This window comes from Nostoc sp. UIC 10890, assembly GCF_054786515.1.
Genome location: NZ_JBSGKF010000001.1, coordinates 4,783,716 through 4,801,260 on the forward strand (window position 1 = coordinate 4,783,716; position 17,545 = coordinate 4,801,260).

The window sequence follows — 17,545 nt, forward strand, 5'->3', positions numbered from 1 at the left end:
AGTGATTTTGATTAGATTTTGATTAAGATTTTGATAGACAGTATGCATTTCTCCTCGCCATGTTACGACTAACAGAAGTAAAGCTCCCGCTTGATCATCCTGAAGATGAGATCAAGTCTGCCATCCTCAAAAAGCTGCAAATCACAGACGAAGAATTGATCAGCTATTCCATCTTCAAGCGTAGCTACGATGCGCGTAAGAAAGGAGATATCACCCTTGTCTATATTCTGGATGTAGAAACGACTCAGGAAACTCATCTACTCAAGCGTTTGAAAAAAGATCCCCATGTCATGTCCACGCCAGACATGAGTTATCGCCCAGTAGCACAAGCACCGAGCAATTTGACAATTCGCCCCATCGTCATTGGTACTGGGCCTTGTGGCTTGTTTGCAGGTTTGATGCTGGCGCAAATGGGTTTCCGCCCCATCATTTTAGAACGTGGCAAAAAAGTTCGCGATCGCACTGCTGATACTTTTGGCTTTTGGAAGAAAAAATCAGACTTCAACCCAGAATCTAATGCCCAGTTTGGTGAAGGTGGTGCCGGTACATTTTCTGATGGCAAACTCTACAGTCAAGTCAAAGATCCTCAGCATTACGGGCGCAAGGTACTAACCGAACTCGTCAATGCAGGAGCCTCACCGGAAATTCTTTATATCAACAAACCCCATATCGGTACATTCAAACTGGTGGGAATCGTCCAAAGTATGCGGGCTAAAATCGAATCCCTCGGTGGTGAAATTCGCTTTGAAAGTCGAGTTGAAGATATCAACATCGAAAATGGACAGGTGCGGGGAGTCACCCTCGCTAGTGGGGAATATATCACCAGCGATTATGTGGTTCTGGCGGTAGGTCACAGCGCCCGTGATACCTTCCAAATGCTATTTGATCGTGGAGTTTACATCGAGCCGAAACCATTTTCCATTGGCTTTCGGGTTGAACATCCCCAGACTCTCATCGACCAATGTCGTTTTGGCGCTCAAGCTGGTCATAAGCTTTTAGGTGCTGCCGATTACAAACTGGTTCACCATTGCCAAAATGGTCGTTCCGTCTATAGTTTCTGCATGTGTCCGGGAGGATTGGTAGTTGCAGCCGCATCAGAACCAGGGCGACTTGTCACCAATGGGATGAGCCAATACTCTCGCAATGAGCGCAATGCCAACAGTGCGATCGTTGTGGGTATCACACCCGAAGATTATCCGGGCAATGCGTTAGCGGGAATTGACTTTCAACGGCGCTTGGAAGAAAAAGCTTTTGAGTTGGGCGGTGGAACTTATGAAGCTCCGGGGCAGTTAGTGGGAGACTTTCTTAACTATCGTCCCTCGACAGCATTTGGCACTGTTAAACCGTCTTATACACCTGGGGTACATTTGGGTGATTTGAGCCAGAGTTTACCAGATTATGCGATCGCAGCCATCCGCGAAGCCCTTCCCGCTTTTGACAAACAAATCAAAGGATTTGCGATGGATGATGCCGTGTTGACTGGAGTGGAAACCCGCACTTCATCACCGATTCGGATTAAACGCAAAGAGGATTATCAGAGTTTGAATACAGTCGGTCTTTATCCAGCTGGTGAAGGCGCGGGATATGCAGGGGGAATTCTCTCGGCGGGTATTGATGGGATTAAGGTAGCGGAGGCGGTGGCTTTAAGTATTTTGAGGAATTGAGTAGTTTAGTGCCGTAGGCATCGTCAAATCTGAAATAGTCAATGGGATACCTACGGTAAGCTGCCCTAGCACAAAGTAAAAACAGTTGAGAGCAATCGGCTAGGTTATCACTGGATTTTAATCATTGCTGATATCTTTTTGTGCCGTTTCTGTAAAGTTAGAGAGTTTTTACTGAGGATATAATCACTACTTTATCAGGAGATTAAATAAGTGACAATTGTTTAAATCTCTGATAAAAATGATACCAAAATACAGACGAGTAAAAAGAAATACATATAAGATTCAAAGTATCAGAGTAGGGACTATTATTCCAAAGTAAATATTTAGTAACTACCGACATCAATAACAATCCATCTCGTTGGAAGTTTCAAGCAGAGTCCAAAATGAAAAACAATTTTTCTTTCATATCAGCTTCAGTTTTATTAGTTTCTGGAATCGCTTGTGCTTCAATTGCTGCACCAGTATATGCTGCACCAGGTGGCGGTAAAACTTCTTCAGCAATATGTAGCCTTGCCGATATTTCACTTGGAGGAGTTTCAGCTACAGCTTGTGACGGCCCAAATGCTGGTAATGACACAGGGGCACAAGGTACTTTGCTCCCTGAGCTAAATAATGGTATGTTTAGCAACTTTGTTGGTACTGGTGTGCAATGGACTTTAGCTGGCAAATCTGATGATCCGAATCCCTTTGCGATTACAGCAGCCAATGACTTTAATTCTGGCGCATGGGGTTTGGGAACAGCATTGTCCAGCAACACGTTTGTAGTTAGCCTCAAAACAAGTACTGCTTACACTGCTTACTTATTCAAAGATTATGATTTCTCTCAAGGTTTAACGGGAGTATTCAATACCATCGGTGTTGCTTTAGATGGCAGTGGAAAGGCAGGGAAAGATTTATCTCATGCCTCATTATTCGTCTCTAATATAGGGAAAAATCCTCCTCCAACTTCCGTTCCTGAACCTGCTTCTTTGTTAGGTCTTGGTTTAGTAGCAAGTGGAATGGTAATGGTTCGCCGCCGTCGCGCTATCTGATTACACGTTCTTAGGGTTTCATGGAATACAAGATTGAAACTACTTCAACCTCTGAAGTAGTTTCAGTCTTGATCATCAAAACCTTGAGGCTACAAGTTACGGATCAGATGATTTCACCTCGCGGATTTTGCTCTTACACTATTATCTGGTATTGCCAATATCAACTCTAATATCAAGCCCCACCTAGATACTTTCGAGGTAGGGCTTTTGCTTTTATCGCTGGAGTAGATATGCAATCATGCATCAAGCGCGATGGCGTACATGCCCGCCGTAGGCGATCGCACTGGGGAATTTAGCCGAACGTTAAAGCTGGTTCTTCACAGAAGTTAAATAGGGCTGACTCACTTTCTGATTCATCTTCAAATACAGCAGATATGTACCATTCACAGGGCGAATCATTCGTATATTCAGCCCAAGCAATTGTTACTGTTTCACCCGATGGAATCCCTGAATCACTCAAGGTAAATGAAGCCCAATCTTCATCATCGAGAGATACCCACAACTCTGTAATTGCCTGTTCGGTGTCATTGGTAACGGTAAACGTGAATTGGTCTGACATAAATAGCCCCTTAGCTATAAATAAATTGCAGGTTGTCAGTCACCGATTATACTGCCGCTTTTTTTAACCGTTGTCATCATAACGGCCAGAATATATACTCAGAAGTGGTTTCAAGCCTTTTTTGACTAAATTTAAATTTGTTAAAGAGTATTAAAAATATCACAGGTAAGACGCGATGAATCGCGTCTTTGTCTTAATACAACTCATATTTCATTAACTGACAAGGCAGTGCTCCGTTATACACCGCAATCCGCCGCGATGATTTTAGTCCAATCGATTGAGACAGTTCCTTATTCCCACTCAGTACAAATGCAGTCCAGCCTTTGAAGCGTTGTTTTAGTACATCGCCCAAAAGTTTATAGAACGCCCCTAAATCGCTATCTTGCCCCAGGCGTTCGCCATAAGGTGGATTGCAGAATAAAATCCCACTGTCTGCGGGGGCGACAACATCGGCTAACTCCATTTGAGAAAACCATACATGGTTATCAACACCGCAGTTTTGAGCATTGTTAATCGCTTGCTCGATTATATTTTCATCGCGATCGCTTCCCCAAATAGGTGCGGGAAGGGTATCTAGTTGGCTGTCCTTAGCTTCTTGAAGTAGCTTTTCTAAAAGGGACAAATCAAAATCGAGCCAAGTTTCAAATCCAAAGGACTCACGAAATAGCCCTGGTGCTATGTTCAGTGCCTTTAAGCTAGCTTCCAAAGGTAAAGTGCCAGATCCACACAGAGGATCGTAGAACATCTGGTTTGGCTCCCAACCCGAAAGCTGAATGAGCGCAGCAGCGAGAGATTCCTTAAGAGGGGCTGCTCCCACCGCAGGACGGTAGCCTCGACGATGCAGACTATTTCCAGAACTGTCGAGTTTAACGGTACAAAAGTCGCGCTCAATATGAACATTGACCCGCACATCTGGGTCATGAAGCTCTACATTTGAACGCTCACCCAGATTTTCTTTCTGCTGGTCAACGATCGCATTTTTGACTTGGAGAGATGTGAAGTGGCTGTGGTTGAGGTGCTGGTTTTTGCCTGTGACATTCACCGCCAGGGTCATGTCTGGCGTTAAATAGTTTACCCAATCGATAGTCTGGATACCGCGATAGAGATCATCGGCATTTTGGCAAGGAAACTCATCGATATTCACCAAGATTCGGAACGGTAGCCTAGCCCAGAGGTTGACGCGATAAAGCAAAGTGCGATCGCCCTCAAAGGCGACACCGCAAAACCCTGGCTCCACAGAATGGGCACCCAGTTGCTCTAACTCCTGAGCCGCCAGGGTTTCTAATCCGCGAGCAACTGTTGCAAAATAGTTCATAATTCGTAATTCGTAATTCGTAATTAATGGTTACTAGTAACTCAATTTATTCAGATCCCCGACTTCTTGAAGAAGTCGGGGATCTTTTTGTTTTGAAACTAAGATTCATCTAGATTTTTCTAAAATCAATCATTGTCTGACGATAAGCATCTGGCAAACCTGTATCAAAACATTTCCCTTTAACAACATATCCTGTCATTCCCTCTTCCTGGCGCAATCTTTCCAGACAGGATGTTAACTGAAATTCACCTCGTTCTCGGAAATTTTTGTTGATATGCTCTGCTAGAAAGTCAAAAATTTTCGGCGTCAGCAAATATAAGCCAAATATACCTAAAAAATCATTTTCTGCCATTTCCTCTACACGCAAATGCTGTTTTGCATATTCAATGGTAGGTTTTTCATAGAGTTGTTTAACTGACAAAATCGAATTTAACTCTTGCCAAACTCCTGTTACACACCCAGCTTTATGAATAATCTCTGCTGGCATTGTAGTTAAACCAACAACATTTTGATTCACTTGTTCGTAAACATCTAAAACTTGACTAGCACAAGATTTTTCAATATCAGATGCATAAATATGGTCGCCCAACATTAGTAAAAATGGCTCATCTTGCACCCAATCTTTGGCACAAAATACCGCATGACCATAGCCCAATTGCTCCTCTTGCAATAAGATGGTAATTTTGCTGCCTAAATCTTCGAGATATTGGCTATATTCTTTATTTTGCGGTGAAAGTTTCTCTAAAAGTTCTTTTTTAGGTGGGTTTTTCAATAAATCTTCAAATATTTCTTTGTCATCGGGCTGCACCACAATCCCCACTTCTGCAATTCCAGCACTAATTGCCTCTTCAATAATTGCGAGAATCACAGGTTTTGCCCTACCATCTCGATCAATAATCGGAAAAAGCTCTTTTTTCACAACTTTCGTAGCTGGAAACAACCGAGTACCGAAACCAGCTACCGGAATCACAGCTTTTCTAACTTGATTTTTCTGCATAAATGGATTGTCACCCCAACTTTTCAAACAACTCCGCCAACACCACATTAGAAAACAAAAACCCTTGGGGATCAATTAAACGCAACCTTCCCTCTACCATTTCTACCCAACCTTTATCAAAATACTCTTGCAAACATCTGCAAATTTCCTCCACCTTCTCTTGCCCATAAGCTTCTGCCAACGCCGCCAAACTCACACCCTCCGCCAAACGCAACCCCAACATTAACGTTTCTAACAATACTTCCTTTAGGGGAGTCAGATCACAATCAATCACACCGCCAGCTTCCACCCACTGGTAATACTCCTTAGTTTTACGCGGACGAGTGAAGCGTTTTCCCTCAACATAACTCGCTGCACCCATACCAAAGCCGTAGTAAGGGCGGTTTTCCCAATACACTCGATTATGCCGGCACTGATGACCAGGTTGGGCATAATTGGAAATTTCATAATGCTCATAACCTGCACCAGTCAAAATCTGCTGCCCCATTTGGTACATTTTGACCGTGGCTTCATCTGTGGGCAAAGGAGTATCGCCAGGTTTGTAGTAACGACCAAAGGCTGTACCTGGTTCGATGGTCAGATCATAAATCGAAATGTGAGTGGGTACTTGCGCCACCGCTTTTTCTAGAGAATCTTCCCATTGAACCAAAGACTGATGCGGCAACCCGGAAATTAGGTCTAAGCTAAATTCGGGAATCTCCACTTGGTGGATTAGTTCCACAGCTGCAAAAATATCTTCAACTGAGTGCGATCGCCCCGCCCTTTGCAATAATTCTGATTGAAAGGCTTGTACACCCAAACTTACCCGGTTCACGCCTGCACTGCGATATCCTGCTATATGTGCTAAATCAAAGGTACCTGGGTCAATTTCCATAGAAATTTCTACCCCAGATGCAATACCAAAATGCTTCTCTAGCTTTCCTACTATCCTTTGTAGCTGCTCAGTTGATAGCAGGGAAGGAGTACCACCACCGAAGAAAATTGTCTTTAGGGGTTGACCAAATGCTGGTGTAATGGCAATTTCTTGACATAGCACCTCAACATATTGGGAGATAGTACCAGATGTTTCGCCCCGCAAGCGATCGCCCACAACAGACACCGGGAAATCACAATAAAAGCACCGCCGTCTGCAAAAGGGAATATGCACATAAGCAGAACTCGCAATTCCAGAAATACTAAATTTTTGACTCATGTTGAGAAAGAATTGAGTTAATCCAACTGCGAATTAGAGACAATAAAAAAGAGTAGTTTATTTACAAATTTCTGTCGTTTTACAAAGAAACAATGAAAAATATTAAGATAAAAGCCTTTGGTTATAATAATTGCAGATATTGTCCTACTAAACCCTTAGTGTAAGTCAATATTGCTTATTGATGAGTTTATCTTACCGATGAAATAAAAAATACTTAACTTTATCGGTAAACACAATTTCAGGAAAACAAGACAACCATGCTTGACGCCATTATCATTTTCTCATTTATCTTGGCAGCGTCGGGAATAGGGTTCTACAGCATTGAACTGTTACCCAATGGGGCGCTAGATCAAGTAACGAATCTAGAAGCTCTACGCTTAGTTGTTGCCGTCTTTGCCGCCATTATTGGTGGTGCGATCGGGCTGAGTTTCCAGACGACATATCGTCGCCTAGAATCACAAGTCAAGGAAATGCCTCTGGAAGTGATCTTAACTCGTGCCATTGGCTTAGTGATTGGGCTATTGTTAGCTAACCTCATGCTAGCCCCACTATTTTTGCTACCTATCCCGGCAGATTTTGGATTTATTAAGCCACTGGTGGCAGTTGTCGGTAGTATTATCCTCTCTGTCACTGGCATGAATTTGGCAGATACTCACGGGCGAGGCTTATTGCGGTTCATTAATCCCAACACCGTCGAATCGATGGTAGTGGAAGGAACCCTAAAACCCGCCAATACCAAAGTTTTAGACACTAGCTGTATTATTGATGGTCGTATTGAAGCCTTACTAGAAACAGGATTTCTGGAAGGGCAAATACTTGTACCCCAGTTTGTCTTGCAAGAACTCCAACAAGTAGCGGATGCTAGCAAAGACCAAAAACGGGTGCGCGGAAGACGAGGGCTAGAAATTCTCAACCGCATTAAAGAAGATTACCCCGATCGCATTCTGATCAATGCAGTTGACTACGAAGATATTCCCACAGTGGATGCCAAGTTAGTGCGCTTCGCCCAAGAAATTAGCGGTACACTGCTAACCAACGACTACAACTTGTCTAAAGTCGCCAGCGTTCAGAAAGTACCTGTTTTGAATGTGAATGATTTAGTGAATGCCGTCCGTCCCAGTTATTTACCTGGCGACAATCTGGATTTGAAAATCCTCAAGGAAGGCAAAGAACCCAGTCAAGGCATTGGCTATCTAGACGACGGCACAATGGTTGTTGTTGAAGAAGGCAGCAATTATGTGGGTGGTGAACTGCGAGTAGTAGTAACCAGTGCTTTACAAACTACAGCAGGAAGAATGATTTTTGCCAAACCCCAAGCTTCAGCATTGGCGTGAAACAATGGGATGTTTAATTCAAATGAAACTTTGTAATCGGTGCAGGTTGACTGCACCGATTATTTATTGATTAGACTTATAAACCTCACTATTGAGGCATCACATTTCTGATTTCCCACCCAAGAACAAAATTTCGTTATTTCAACCACGTTTAGAACTCTGTTGTCGATCAATTTGGTCAGTCAGCAGACAGAGCAATCCATCTATTTCCTGGACTTTTTCTCGTAAAATTTCGTAGGGAGGGGTTGGCGTTCTGGCCAAACTTCCACAGTAACGAGCGATCGCAGTTCCTCTAATTCAATGGGTAGACGACGAGTATTAGTGTCAACTTAAGCTAGAAATGGCTTCTCACTTGGCTTGAGTACCCGTCGGAAACTGAAGTTCCCGCCTAATAGGTAAAGTCTACTGAAGTAGACTCAAGATTTTTGGGTATATTTTATTTAGTCATCTTTAGATGACTTCGGCTATGAGCCAGGAATTTCAATTCCTGGTGGACGTGCAGTTTCACGTTAAACGGTTCGGATAAGCACTCTTCACTTTCCTTGCGCTCTGGAAATTGGTTTTGGTTAAAACCTTTCCCCTTTAACCGAACCGTATTGAGTCATAGCAGAGGTTTATTGATTTGATTGGAGTTTCGTTAATTGACACCAGTTAATCAACATTACTTGTAAAGGATTAACAATTAGTAATTATTCTTTAATAACTGTCTTAAATGTTTGAAATATCTGCTTAACTGTCTTAACTGTCTTTTTATTCTTCAACTTTTGATTTAAATATCTGCTTAACTGTCTTAACTGTCTTCTTATCCTTAAATTTTTGATTTAACTATCTGTTTAAGTGCTTTCATCTACGGATTGCTTTTTTTTTTAAACTATGAAAAGTTATGAGAACACCATAATAAATTACTAAAAATTAATCTGCCAGCATTGGAAAAAAGTAATGACTTAAACAGCTTTTTGAAATGCCTTATCTTTGGTATAGGGAACTTCAAATAAAACGTACATAGCTCGTTATTTGAATTATCAGTATCTTGTATACTCGCCTTAACACAAGCCATCACAAGCAAACCAATGTTGAGACTTAATCCGATTGGCGAGGATATTCATGAACTGCAACGGTACTCAGATCAGCCACGAAATAAAGACAGCAAGAAGACCCAAGAGGAGATTACGCGCAGATCATGCAACCCTTTGAACTGCCAGAATTTTACACGCCTTGGCCCGCACGGCTGAACCCAAATCTGGAAGCGGCACGAGTTCATTCCAAAGCCTGGGCCTACGAGATGGGGATACTTGGCTCAGAAGAGGAAGCGCAAAGCTCGATTATCTGGGATGAACATACATTTGATTCCCACGATTACGCCTTGCTTTGCTCCTATACCCATCCAGATGCACCGGGAGCGGAGCTTGACCTAGTAACCGACTGGTATGTTTGGGTGTTTTTCTTCGACGATCACTTCCTGGAAATCTATAAGCGCACCCAAGACATGGCTGGGGCAAAGGAGTATCTTGACCGACTGCCAGCGTTTATGCCAGTCCATCCCACTGATACCCCTTCGGTTCCGACCAACCCAGTAGAGCGCGGCTTGGCTGACCTCTGGTCTCGCACCGCCTTTACTAAATCTGTGGATTGGCGACTTCGATTCTTTGAGAGTACCAAGAACCTCTTAGAAGAGTCTCTGTGGGAACTCGCCAATATCAACCAGGATCGGGTTGCCAACCCCATCGAATACATCGAGATGCGCCGCAAAGTTGGTGGCGCTCCGTGGTCAGCGGATCTCGTCGAACATGCCGTGTTTATAGAGATTCCGCCCCAAATCGCCTCGACTCGGCCAATGCGTATCCTCAAAGACACATTTGCCGATGGAGTGCATCTTCGCAACGACTTATTCTCCTACCAGAGAGAAGTGGAGGATGAAGGCGAAAATGCCAACTGCGTGCTGGTCTTGGAGCGCTTTTTAAATGTCAGTACCCAGGAGGCAGCTAACCTCACCAACGAACTGCTGACCTCGCGGTTATACCAGTTTGATAACACTGCCGTCACCGAGTTGCCCCCCCTCTTTGAGGAGTACGGACTAGACCCAGTGGCTCGTGTGAATGTTCTCCTTTACATCAAAGGACTCCAGGACTGGCAATCGGGCGGTCACGAGTGGCACATGCGATCGAGCCGTTACATGAACAAGGGAGGAGACAATTCTTCGACATCTACAGTTCTGGGAGGCCCCACAGGGTTAGGCACATCGGCTGCGCGGATTGAATCGCTATACGCCGCCTTGGGTTTGGGAAGGTTCAAGAGCTTTACTCACGTTCCATACCAGGCTGTCGGGCCAGTAACACTGCCGAAGTTTTACATGCCCTTCACTACAAGCTTGAATCCCCATCTGGATGCTGCGCGGAAGCATTCCAAGGAATGGGCGCGTGAGATGGGAATGCTGGAATCACTACCTGGAATTCCTGATGCCGTCATCTGGGATGACCACAAGTTTGATGTTGCGGACGTAGCTCTTTGCGGTGCGTTGATCCATCCGAATGGGTCTGGTCACGAGCTGAATCTGACAGCGTGCTGGCTTGTTTGGGGAACCTATGCTGACGATTACTTCCCGGCACTCTACGGGAATAGCCGCAACATGGCTGGTGCGAAAGTGTTCAATGCCCGACTGTCGGCGTTTATGCCTCTGGATGACTCCACCCCCAGCGAGGTTCCGACTAATCCGGTGGAAGCCGGCTTGGCAGATATTTGGTCTCGCACAGCTGGTTCCATGTCTGCCAACGCACGGACTCAGTTCCGCCGCGCAATCCAAGATATGACTGACAGCTGGGTGTGGGAACTCGCCAACCAGATCCAAAATCGGATTCCCGACCCGATAGATTATATTGAAATGCGCCGTAAAACCTTTGGCTCGGATCTGACCATGAGCCTGTCGCGACTAGCTCAGGGCAACGAGATCCCGCAGGAGATTTACCGCACCCGAACAATGCGATCGCTCGATAATTCCGCCGCCGACTTCGCCTGTTTTACCAACGATATCTTCTCCTATCAGAAAGAAATCGAATTCGAGGGCGAAATCCATAACTGCGTGCTGGTCGTTCAGAATTTTCTCAACTGCGGTAAACCACAGGCCGTTGAGGTTGTCAACAACCTGATGACCGCTAGGGCGCTCCAGTTTCAACACATCGTTGCCACCGAACTGCCAGTTCTTTTCGATGATTTCGACTTGGATGCAAGTACCCGTGAAAAACTGCTCGGATACGTCAAGAAACTAGAGCAGTGGATGTGCGGCGTACTCAAATGGCATATAGCGGTAGACCGCTATAAGGAATTTGAATTGCGTAATTCGTTAGCAGGGCGGCTACTTAGCGGGCCCAGAGGGCTGGGTACTTCAGCCAAGCGTATTGGATCGGTGAGGGTTTAAGGTCAGGTTTTTTTGTCCGTGAGTTGGTTCAAGGTCAGTATGCGATCGCGTGAGATCAGTTTTTTTTAGTAACTAAATAAAGTGGAGGATTAATTTGTGACATATTCTAACGATCCCAATTTGGAAGATCAGCAGCCTCAGTTAACCTTGAGTACAGCAGCGGCGCGTAATTTGGCGACAACGACCAAATCTGCACCGCAGACTCAGGAAATTACATCGAGGTGGTTGTTGAAGTTGTTACCGTGGGTGCAGACAAAAGGTGGCGCTTATCGAGTCAACCGTCGGTTGAGTTATTCCGTGGGTGATGGACGGGTGAGTTTCACCAATACCGGAGCAACGGTGCAGGTAATTCCCCTGGAACTTACTGAGTTGCCCTTGCTGCGAGGGTTTAACAACGTCGAGGTGTTGACCGGGTTGGCAAACCAGTTTGTTCAGCAGGAGTATGCCCCAGATGATGTAATCGTTGAACTTGGCCAACCTGCCGATCGCGTCATTCTGATTGCTCGTGGCAAGGTAAACAAGATTGGTGTTGGCAAGTATGGCGAACAGATCGTGTTCGATGTCCTAGCTGACGGCGATCATTTCGGCGATGAAACTGTGGTGCAGTCGGAGGATACTTGGCAGTACACCCTCAAGGCGATTACTAGAACCATCGTGTTGTCGCTACCCCAAGCGGCGTTTGAGAGGGCGATCGCTCAGTCTGAGGAATTGGGAACTCATGTTGAACAGTTCCGCACCCGTCTGAGCCAGCCACAAACTCCCCAAGGTGAAGCTGCTATTGAACTGGCAGCCGATCATCGCCAAGAGGCTGAGTTGCCAGGAACCTTCGCCGATTACGAACTCACACCCAGAGAATATGAGTTGAGTATTGCTCAAACGGTGTTGCGAGTAAGTACGCGGGTAGCCGATCTGTACAACGAACCGTACAACCAGACTGAAGAACAACTGCGTCTGACTATCGAGGCATTGCGAGAACGTCAAGAACACGAGTTGCTCAACAACCGCGAATTCGGGTTACTGCACAACGCCGACCTCAAACAGCGTATTTACAGCAGTAGCGGCGCACCTACCCCCGACGACTTGGACGAGTTGTTGGCGACGGTATGGAAGGAGCCGGGATTCTTCCTGGCTCACCCCCGGACGATCGCTGCCTTCGGTCGTGAGGCCAACCGCCTTGGTCTTTATCCACAAAGCGTAGATGTCAACGGCGTTCAGGTCACATCTTGGCGCGGCGTACCTATCTTTCCTTCCAACAAGATCCCCATCACCAATAACCGCACCAGTTCTATCCTTTTGCTCCGCACCGGTGTAGAAAAACAAGGGGTAATCGGCTTACATCAAACTGGTATCCCTGATGAATACCAACCCAGCTTGTCTGTTCGATTCATGGGCATCAGCGAAAAGGCGATCATCTCCTACCTCGTCACCGCTTACTACTCCGCAGCCGTCCTCACTCCTGATGCACTTGGCATCCTCGAAGATGTTGAAATTGGGCGCTAAATATCAGCAGTGCTGAGTGTTGAGTGAGTAAAAATTATAGCTGACTGTTGATACCCTGCAAGAAAGTGGGCGGTCTTTTAACTCAGCACTCAGCACTGAATGCAATACGGTTTGATTAAGGCAAGAGACGCGATAAATCGCCGTCTCTACAAAAGATTGTTCCTTGTAGAGACGGCGATTTATCGCGTCTTTGGATCTAGAATTTTCATCAAAAAACCTTAACCGAACCGTATTGGCACTGAATGGCACTTTTATTACTAACTATGAGGATCGGCTGATGACGGATTTTATTGAATCAAATTTAAATGTTGAGAGTGGACAACCTCAACTGAGTTTGAGTAAAAATGCTGCGCGTAATTTGTCCACCACCACCAAATCTGCACCGCAGACGCAGGAAATTTCCTCTCGGTGGTTGTTGAAGATGTTGCCGTGGGTGCAGACGAAGGGTGGCACTTATCGGCTGAACCGTCGGTTGACCTATACCGTGGGTGATGGGCGGTTGAGTTTCTCCAACACCGGAGCCGAGGTGCAGGTGATTCCCCAGGAACTTGGTGAGTTGCCCTTGCTGCGAGGGTTTGACGACATTGAGGTGCTGAGGGCGTTAGCAAGTCGGTTTGTTCAGCGGGAGTTCGCGCCTGGTGATATCATTGTCCAATCAGGTCAGCCAGCCAATCAGCTTTTTTTGCTCGCACATGGTAAAGCGAACAAGATTGGTATTGGCAAGTATGACGAGCAGCCTTTGTTGGATACGCTAGCTGACGGTGATTATTTTGGCGATCGCGTGTTGGTGGATTCAGAAAGCAATTGGAAGTTCACAGTCAAAGCTGTGACCCGATGCACCGTATTAGTGCTACCACAACAGGCATTTCGGGAACTGCTCAACCAGTCGCAAGCGTTGCAAGCTCAACTTGAGCAATTTCGGATTCGCGCCGAACTTCCACAAAACAAGTATGGGGAAGCTGCGATCGCGTTGTCAACCAGTCATAGTACAGAGACGACATTACCAGGAACATTTGTTGACTACGAACTTTCACCCCGCGAATATCAGTTAAGCATTGCTCAGACTATGTTGCGAGTGAATACTCGCGTTGCCGATCTGTACAATCAACCATATAACCAGACGGAAGAACAACTGCGGCTGACGATTGAGGCATTGCGAGAACGTCAAGAATACGAGTTGATCAACAACCGCGAATTTGGATTGTTGCACAACGCCGACCTCAAACAGCGCATCTACACCCGCAGCGGCCCCCCAACTCCCGATGACCTTGATGAATTAGTCACCCGTCGGCGGAAGTCGAGGTTCTTCCTGGCTCATCCCCGCACTATTGCAGCCTTCGGTCGCCAGTGCAACCGTCGAGGTATCTATCCAGACACCATCGATATGGACGGGAGCAAAATAATCACGTGGCGAAATGTACCGATTTTTCCCTGTAACAAGATTCCGATTACCAAGAATCAGACCAGTTCTATTCTTATACTCCGCACTGGTGAGAAAGATCAGGGCGTGATTGGTCTACACCAAACTGGTATCCCGGACGAATACCAACCCAGCTTGTCTGTCCGATTTATGGGCATCAGCGAAAAGGCGATCATTTCTTACCTCGTTACAGCCTACTATTCCGCAGCTGTCCTCGTCCCCGACGCACTCGGCATCCTCGAAGATGTCGAAATCGGTCGCTGAGGGTAGGGTTAGTGCATCTAAAATATCTGTAGCGATTTGCAAAGATCGGGATATGGCGTAAAAACATTACTTCTTCAGTGCCAGAGTTAAGCCATCTGCGATCGCTATTAAACTAAGACTAACTCGCTGGTCTTGATGCAGTTTTTGATTAAAGGCACGAATTCTTTTAGTTCTATTATCTTGCACTTGGGGATCGGCAACCCTACCTGACCAAAGGACATTATCGATCGCAATCAGTCCCCCCGGCCGCACTAATTGCAGCGATCGCTCATAATAGCCATCATAATTGCTCTTATCTGCATCAATGAAGGCAAAATCAAAACTTTCCGCTTCTCCTGTTGCGAGTAGCCGATCCAAAGTCTCTAAAGCTGGGGCTATGTGCAGTTGAATTTTATCCGCCACTCCTGCTTGCTGCCAATAACGCCGAGCGATCGTTGTAAATTCCTCACTGATATCACAGGCTACCACCTTACCGTCGCTCGGTAACGCCAATGCCACCACCAGGGAACTATAACCTGTAAATACCCCAATCTCCAAAGTTTTCTTCGCTCCCAACAGTTGCACCAGTAACGCCAAAAACTGCCCCTGTTCGGGAGCAATTTGCATTTTACCTATGGGATATTGGGCTGTTTCCTGTCTCAGTTGGGTTAAAATTTCCGGTTCTCGGAGAGATATTGATAGTAAATAGTCATAGAGATTTTGTTCGAGTCCTAGTGTTTGAGTTGTCATAACGTGTATTCCTGCTAGATAAATCCTAGATAATTTAGGCTTTTACAAAGAAAGGCAGGGGGCAGGGGGAGCAAGGGAAGAATAACCATTAAACAATTTCCAATGCCCAATGCCCCATTCCCCAACTTTTGCTGCCAAGATTAGAATTAGAATTGACGTGACATTCTCCTAATAGCCAAAGTGCCAGACTCTCTGCCATTAAGCGATCGCTATCTTGCCTTAATCGATGAAATTGTCGAAACCACCCTCAAGGGCAAAATAAGCTCTGTAGAACAGGTGTATCAAATGCTGCTTAAAGGAATCACTTCCGGGACAGGGGAAGTTTTTGAGCTAGCTTTGAGCGATCGCCTGAATTCTCTCCAAAGTCAAGTAGATAGCGAAAAAGACGAACTCAAGAAAGCCAAGGCTACTCGAAGTTTGAGAGCCATTAAGACTATTCAAAGTCAATGGCAACGCTGGCAAGAGCAAAACAAAGCAACAGAAGCGATCGCCTCGGCAGTTACAGAAATTACCACAGCCCCCGCTGACGAGCGTCTGGCGGTATTTATCCGGGTTACTGACCCCAATCAGAAGTATCCCCTAAATTTGCAACAGCTACAGCAGTTATCAAAATCATTACAGCAATTTGCTCAGGTAGATTCTGATTTAGAACAATTGTCTGAAGGGATTACCCGTGGTTTAGCTTCTTGGCAGCGATTGCAAGATAACTTACTCAGTTGGATGTACGAGCAAAAAGAATCTCTGGGATTTGGCGGCGTACCGGGAGAACGTGGCCCTTGGGCAAGTTGGGCGAAACAACTCAATAGTGAGTTCCCCCAAGCACTGCTTCGCACCTTGGCTAGGGAAGAATCGGCAATAGAGTTTGCCGAGCGACAACGAGGAATCACCCTCAGAGATTGGGTGGAAATGGCATTGATTTTACAGTATTTACAACGGGGACTAATTAACTGGTTTGACCAACAAGCTTACGATGTGAAAGCGGGGCCAAAGTTATCCATTTCCACCTTCTTGACCTTTGCAGTGATTTGGAGTCAGTTAGCAAGTGGTTTTGGCAGCATTGGAAAAGTATACGGCGATGCCTGTTCTCAAATCATGCTCCAGATTTTGCGAACCTTTGCCCAGCGTCCGTATTTTCCCTTTTACGGCGGGATTTTTGCCTCTTTCACTGGCACTTATTTGCGAGATGCCCTAGATTATTTGGATGAACCGCTGCGAAAAGGCGAAGGAACCCAAGAAAAGGCACGAATTTTGACTCTTTTAGGCTATTCCCAACGTGCTTTGGGACAATATCAACGCTCTATTGACTTTCATCAGCAAGCGCTAGAGATCGCTAGGAATGCAGGCGATCGCGCTTGTGAAATTGCCAATCTCAACCACCTCAGCCGCACATACGTGCAACAGCAAAATTATGCTGAGGCAATTAACTACAGTCAGCGAGGATTAATACTGAGTCGGCAAGCAGGCGATCGCACAGGAGAAGCAAACGCGCTGGTAAATTTAGGTTACAGCGAAGTAATGCAAGCTCAAGAATTGGAAAACCTAGAACCAGAAACTTATGAAGCCGCAATTAATTATTTAGAACAAGGTTTAAAATTATCAGAAAAATTAGGCGATCTTCAAAGTAAAGCCTTATGTGTCAGCAGTTTAGGAATTGCCTATCTAGTAATTGGACAACACCAAACGGCAATTAAATATCTCGAAGATGGCTTTAAAACAGCGCAAGTTTCCGGTGATTTGTATCTACAGGGGCGGAACTTAGCTTATTTGGCAGAAGCTTATTATCATCTGCAAAATTCGGAAAAGACTGTTTACACAGGCTGCTTGGGAATGTATCTTTTAGAGCAAATTGCTTCTAGTGAATGGCGACAACCAGCAGGGTTACTGACAATTTTGCAAGGACAAATCGGGGCAGAAGCTTTCCAAAAGTTCTTACTGCAACATCGCCCAAAAATTATTGCGATTATCGGTGTAGATGGGTATGATTACATTCCAAAATTATTAGAAGTATACAAGCAAGATATATGATACCAATTTGAAAAAAGAAATGCGACAAATAGACCATTTGTAGAGACGCGATTCATCGCGTCTTCACCCAAGGATGTGTTGCAATCATTAATTGAATTAGTAT

Annotated in this window: 12 protein-coding genes; 7 read left to right on the forward strand and 5 right to left on the reverse strand. The window is 45.4% G+C overall.

The window, feature by feature from the left end; translation table 11 throughout:
• Nucleotides 1–59 precede the first annotated feature (59 nt).
• Both ACWATR_RS19730 and ACWATR_RS19735 read left to right on the forward strand, forming a co-directional pair.
• Nucleotides 60–1,664: an NAD(P)/FAD-dependent oxidoreductase gene (locus ACWATR_RS19730; RefSeq protein ID WP_460335973.1), complete on the forward strand. Its 1,605-nt coding sequence runs from the start codon at nt 60–62 to the stop codon at nt 1,662–1,664.
• Nucleotides 1,665–2,047: 383 nt separating this feature from the next.
• Entirely contained in the window at nt 2,048–2,695 is a 648-nt protein-coding gene (locus ACWATR_RS19735) for a PEP-CTERM sorting domain-containing protein (RefSeq protein ID WP_460335976.1), read from the forward strand.
• 292 nt (nt 2,696–2,987) lie between these two features.
• On the opposite strand, the gene ACWATR_RS19740 is transcribed toward ACWATR_RS19735, so the two are convergent.
• The 4 genes from ACWATR_RS19740 to hemW all read right to left on the reverse strand — a co-directional run bounded on the left by ACWATR_RS19740 (nt 2,988) and on the right by hemW (nt 6,758).
• Nucleotides 2,988–3,254 (reverse strand): hypothetical protein, encoded by a 267-nt coding sequence (locus ACWATR_RS19740; protein ID WP_069072185.1) that lies wholly within the window; start codon nt 3,252–3,254, stop codon nt 2,988–2,990.
• A 193-nt stretch (nt 3,255–3,447) separates the two neighbouring features.
• Nucleotides 3,448–4,569: a THUMP domain-containing class I SAM-dependent RNA methyltransferase gene (locus tag ACWATR_RS19745; protein ID WP_460335980.1), complete on the reverse strand. Its 1,122-nt coding sequence runs from the start codon at nt 4,567–4,569 to the stop codon at nt 3,448–3,450.
• Between the two features lie 109 nt (nt 4,570–4,678).
• The gene (locus ACWATR_RS19750) at nt 4,679–5,566 is read right to left on the reverse strand and encodes a sugar phosphate nucleotidyltransferase (RefSeq protein ID WP_460335983.1); all 888 of its coding nucleotides are present in this window, start codon (nt 5,564–5,566) and stop codon (nt 4,679–4,681) included.
• Nucleotides 5,567–5,576: 10 nt separating this feature from the next.
• On the reverse strand, nt 5,577–6,758 hold the full coding sequence (hemW, locus tag ACWATR_RS19755) for a radical SAM family heme chaperone HemW (protein WP_460335986.1): 1,182 nt from the start codon (nt 6,756–6,758) through the stop codon (nt 5,577–5,579).
• 257 nt (nt 6,759–7,015) lie between these two features.
• Here hemW and ACWATR_RS19760 point away from each other — a divergent pair, with 257 nt between their 5' ends.
• The 4 genes from ACWATR_RS19760 (at nt 7,016) to ACWATR_RS19775 (ending at nt 14,688) form a co-directional block, all read left to right on the forward strand.
• Nucleotides 7,016–8,092: a PIN/TRAM domain-containing protein gene (locus tag ACWATR_RS19760; protein ID WP_069072181.1), complete on the forward strand. Its 1,077-nt coding sequence runs from the start codon at nt 7,016–7,018 to the stop codon at nt 8,090–8,092.
• Nucleotides 8,093–9,272: 1,180 nt separating this feature from the next.
• Nucleotides 9,273–11,504: a family 2 encapsulin nanocompartment cargo protein terpene cyclase gene (locus tag ACWATR_RS19765; RefSeq protein WP_460335990.1), complete on the forward strand. Its 2,232-nt coding sequence runs from the start codon at nt 9,273–9,275 to the stop codon at nt 11,502–11,504.
• Nucleotides 11,505–11,600: 96 nt separating this feature from the next.
• Complete coding sequence (locus tag ACWATR_RS19770; protein ID WP_460335993.1) at nt 11,601–13,004, forward strand: family 2B encapsulin nanocompartment shell protein; 1,404 nt, start codon at nt 11,601–11,603, stop codon at nt 13,002–13,004.
• A gap of 277 nt (nt 13,005–13,281) precedes the next feature.
• Nucleotides 13,282–14,688, forward strand: a complete 1,407-nt coding sequence (locus tag ACWATR_RS19775) for a family 2B encapsulin nanocompartment shell protein (RefSeq protein WP_460335996.1) — start codon at nt 13,282–13,284, stop codon at nt 14,686–14,688.
• Between the two features lie 66 nt (nt 14,689–14,754).
• Here ACWATR_RS19775 and ACWATR_RS19780 read toward each other — a convergent pair whose 3' ends face one another.
• Nucleotides 14,755–15,417, reverse strand: a complete 663-nt coding sequence (locus tag ACWATR_RS19780) for a class I SAM-dependent methyltransferase (RefSeq protein ID WP_460335999.1) — start codon at nt 15,415–15,417, stop codon at nt 14,755–14,757.
• 180 nt (nt 15,418–15,597) lie between these two features.
• Between ACWATR_RS19780 and ACWATR_RS19785 the strand changes: the two genes are divergently transcribed.
• Nucleotides 15,598–17,442, forward strand: coding sequence for a tetratricopeptide repeat protein (locus ACWATR_RS19785; RefSeq protein ID WP_460336002.1), 1,845 nt, complete (start codon nt 15,598–15,600; stop codon nt 17,440–17,442).
• Nucleotides 17,443–17,545 lie beyond the last annotated feature (103 nt).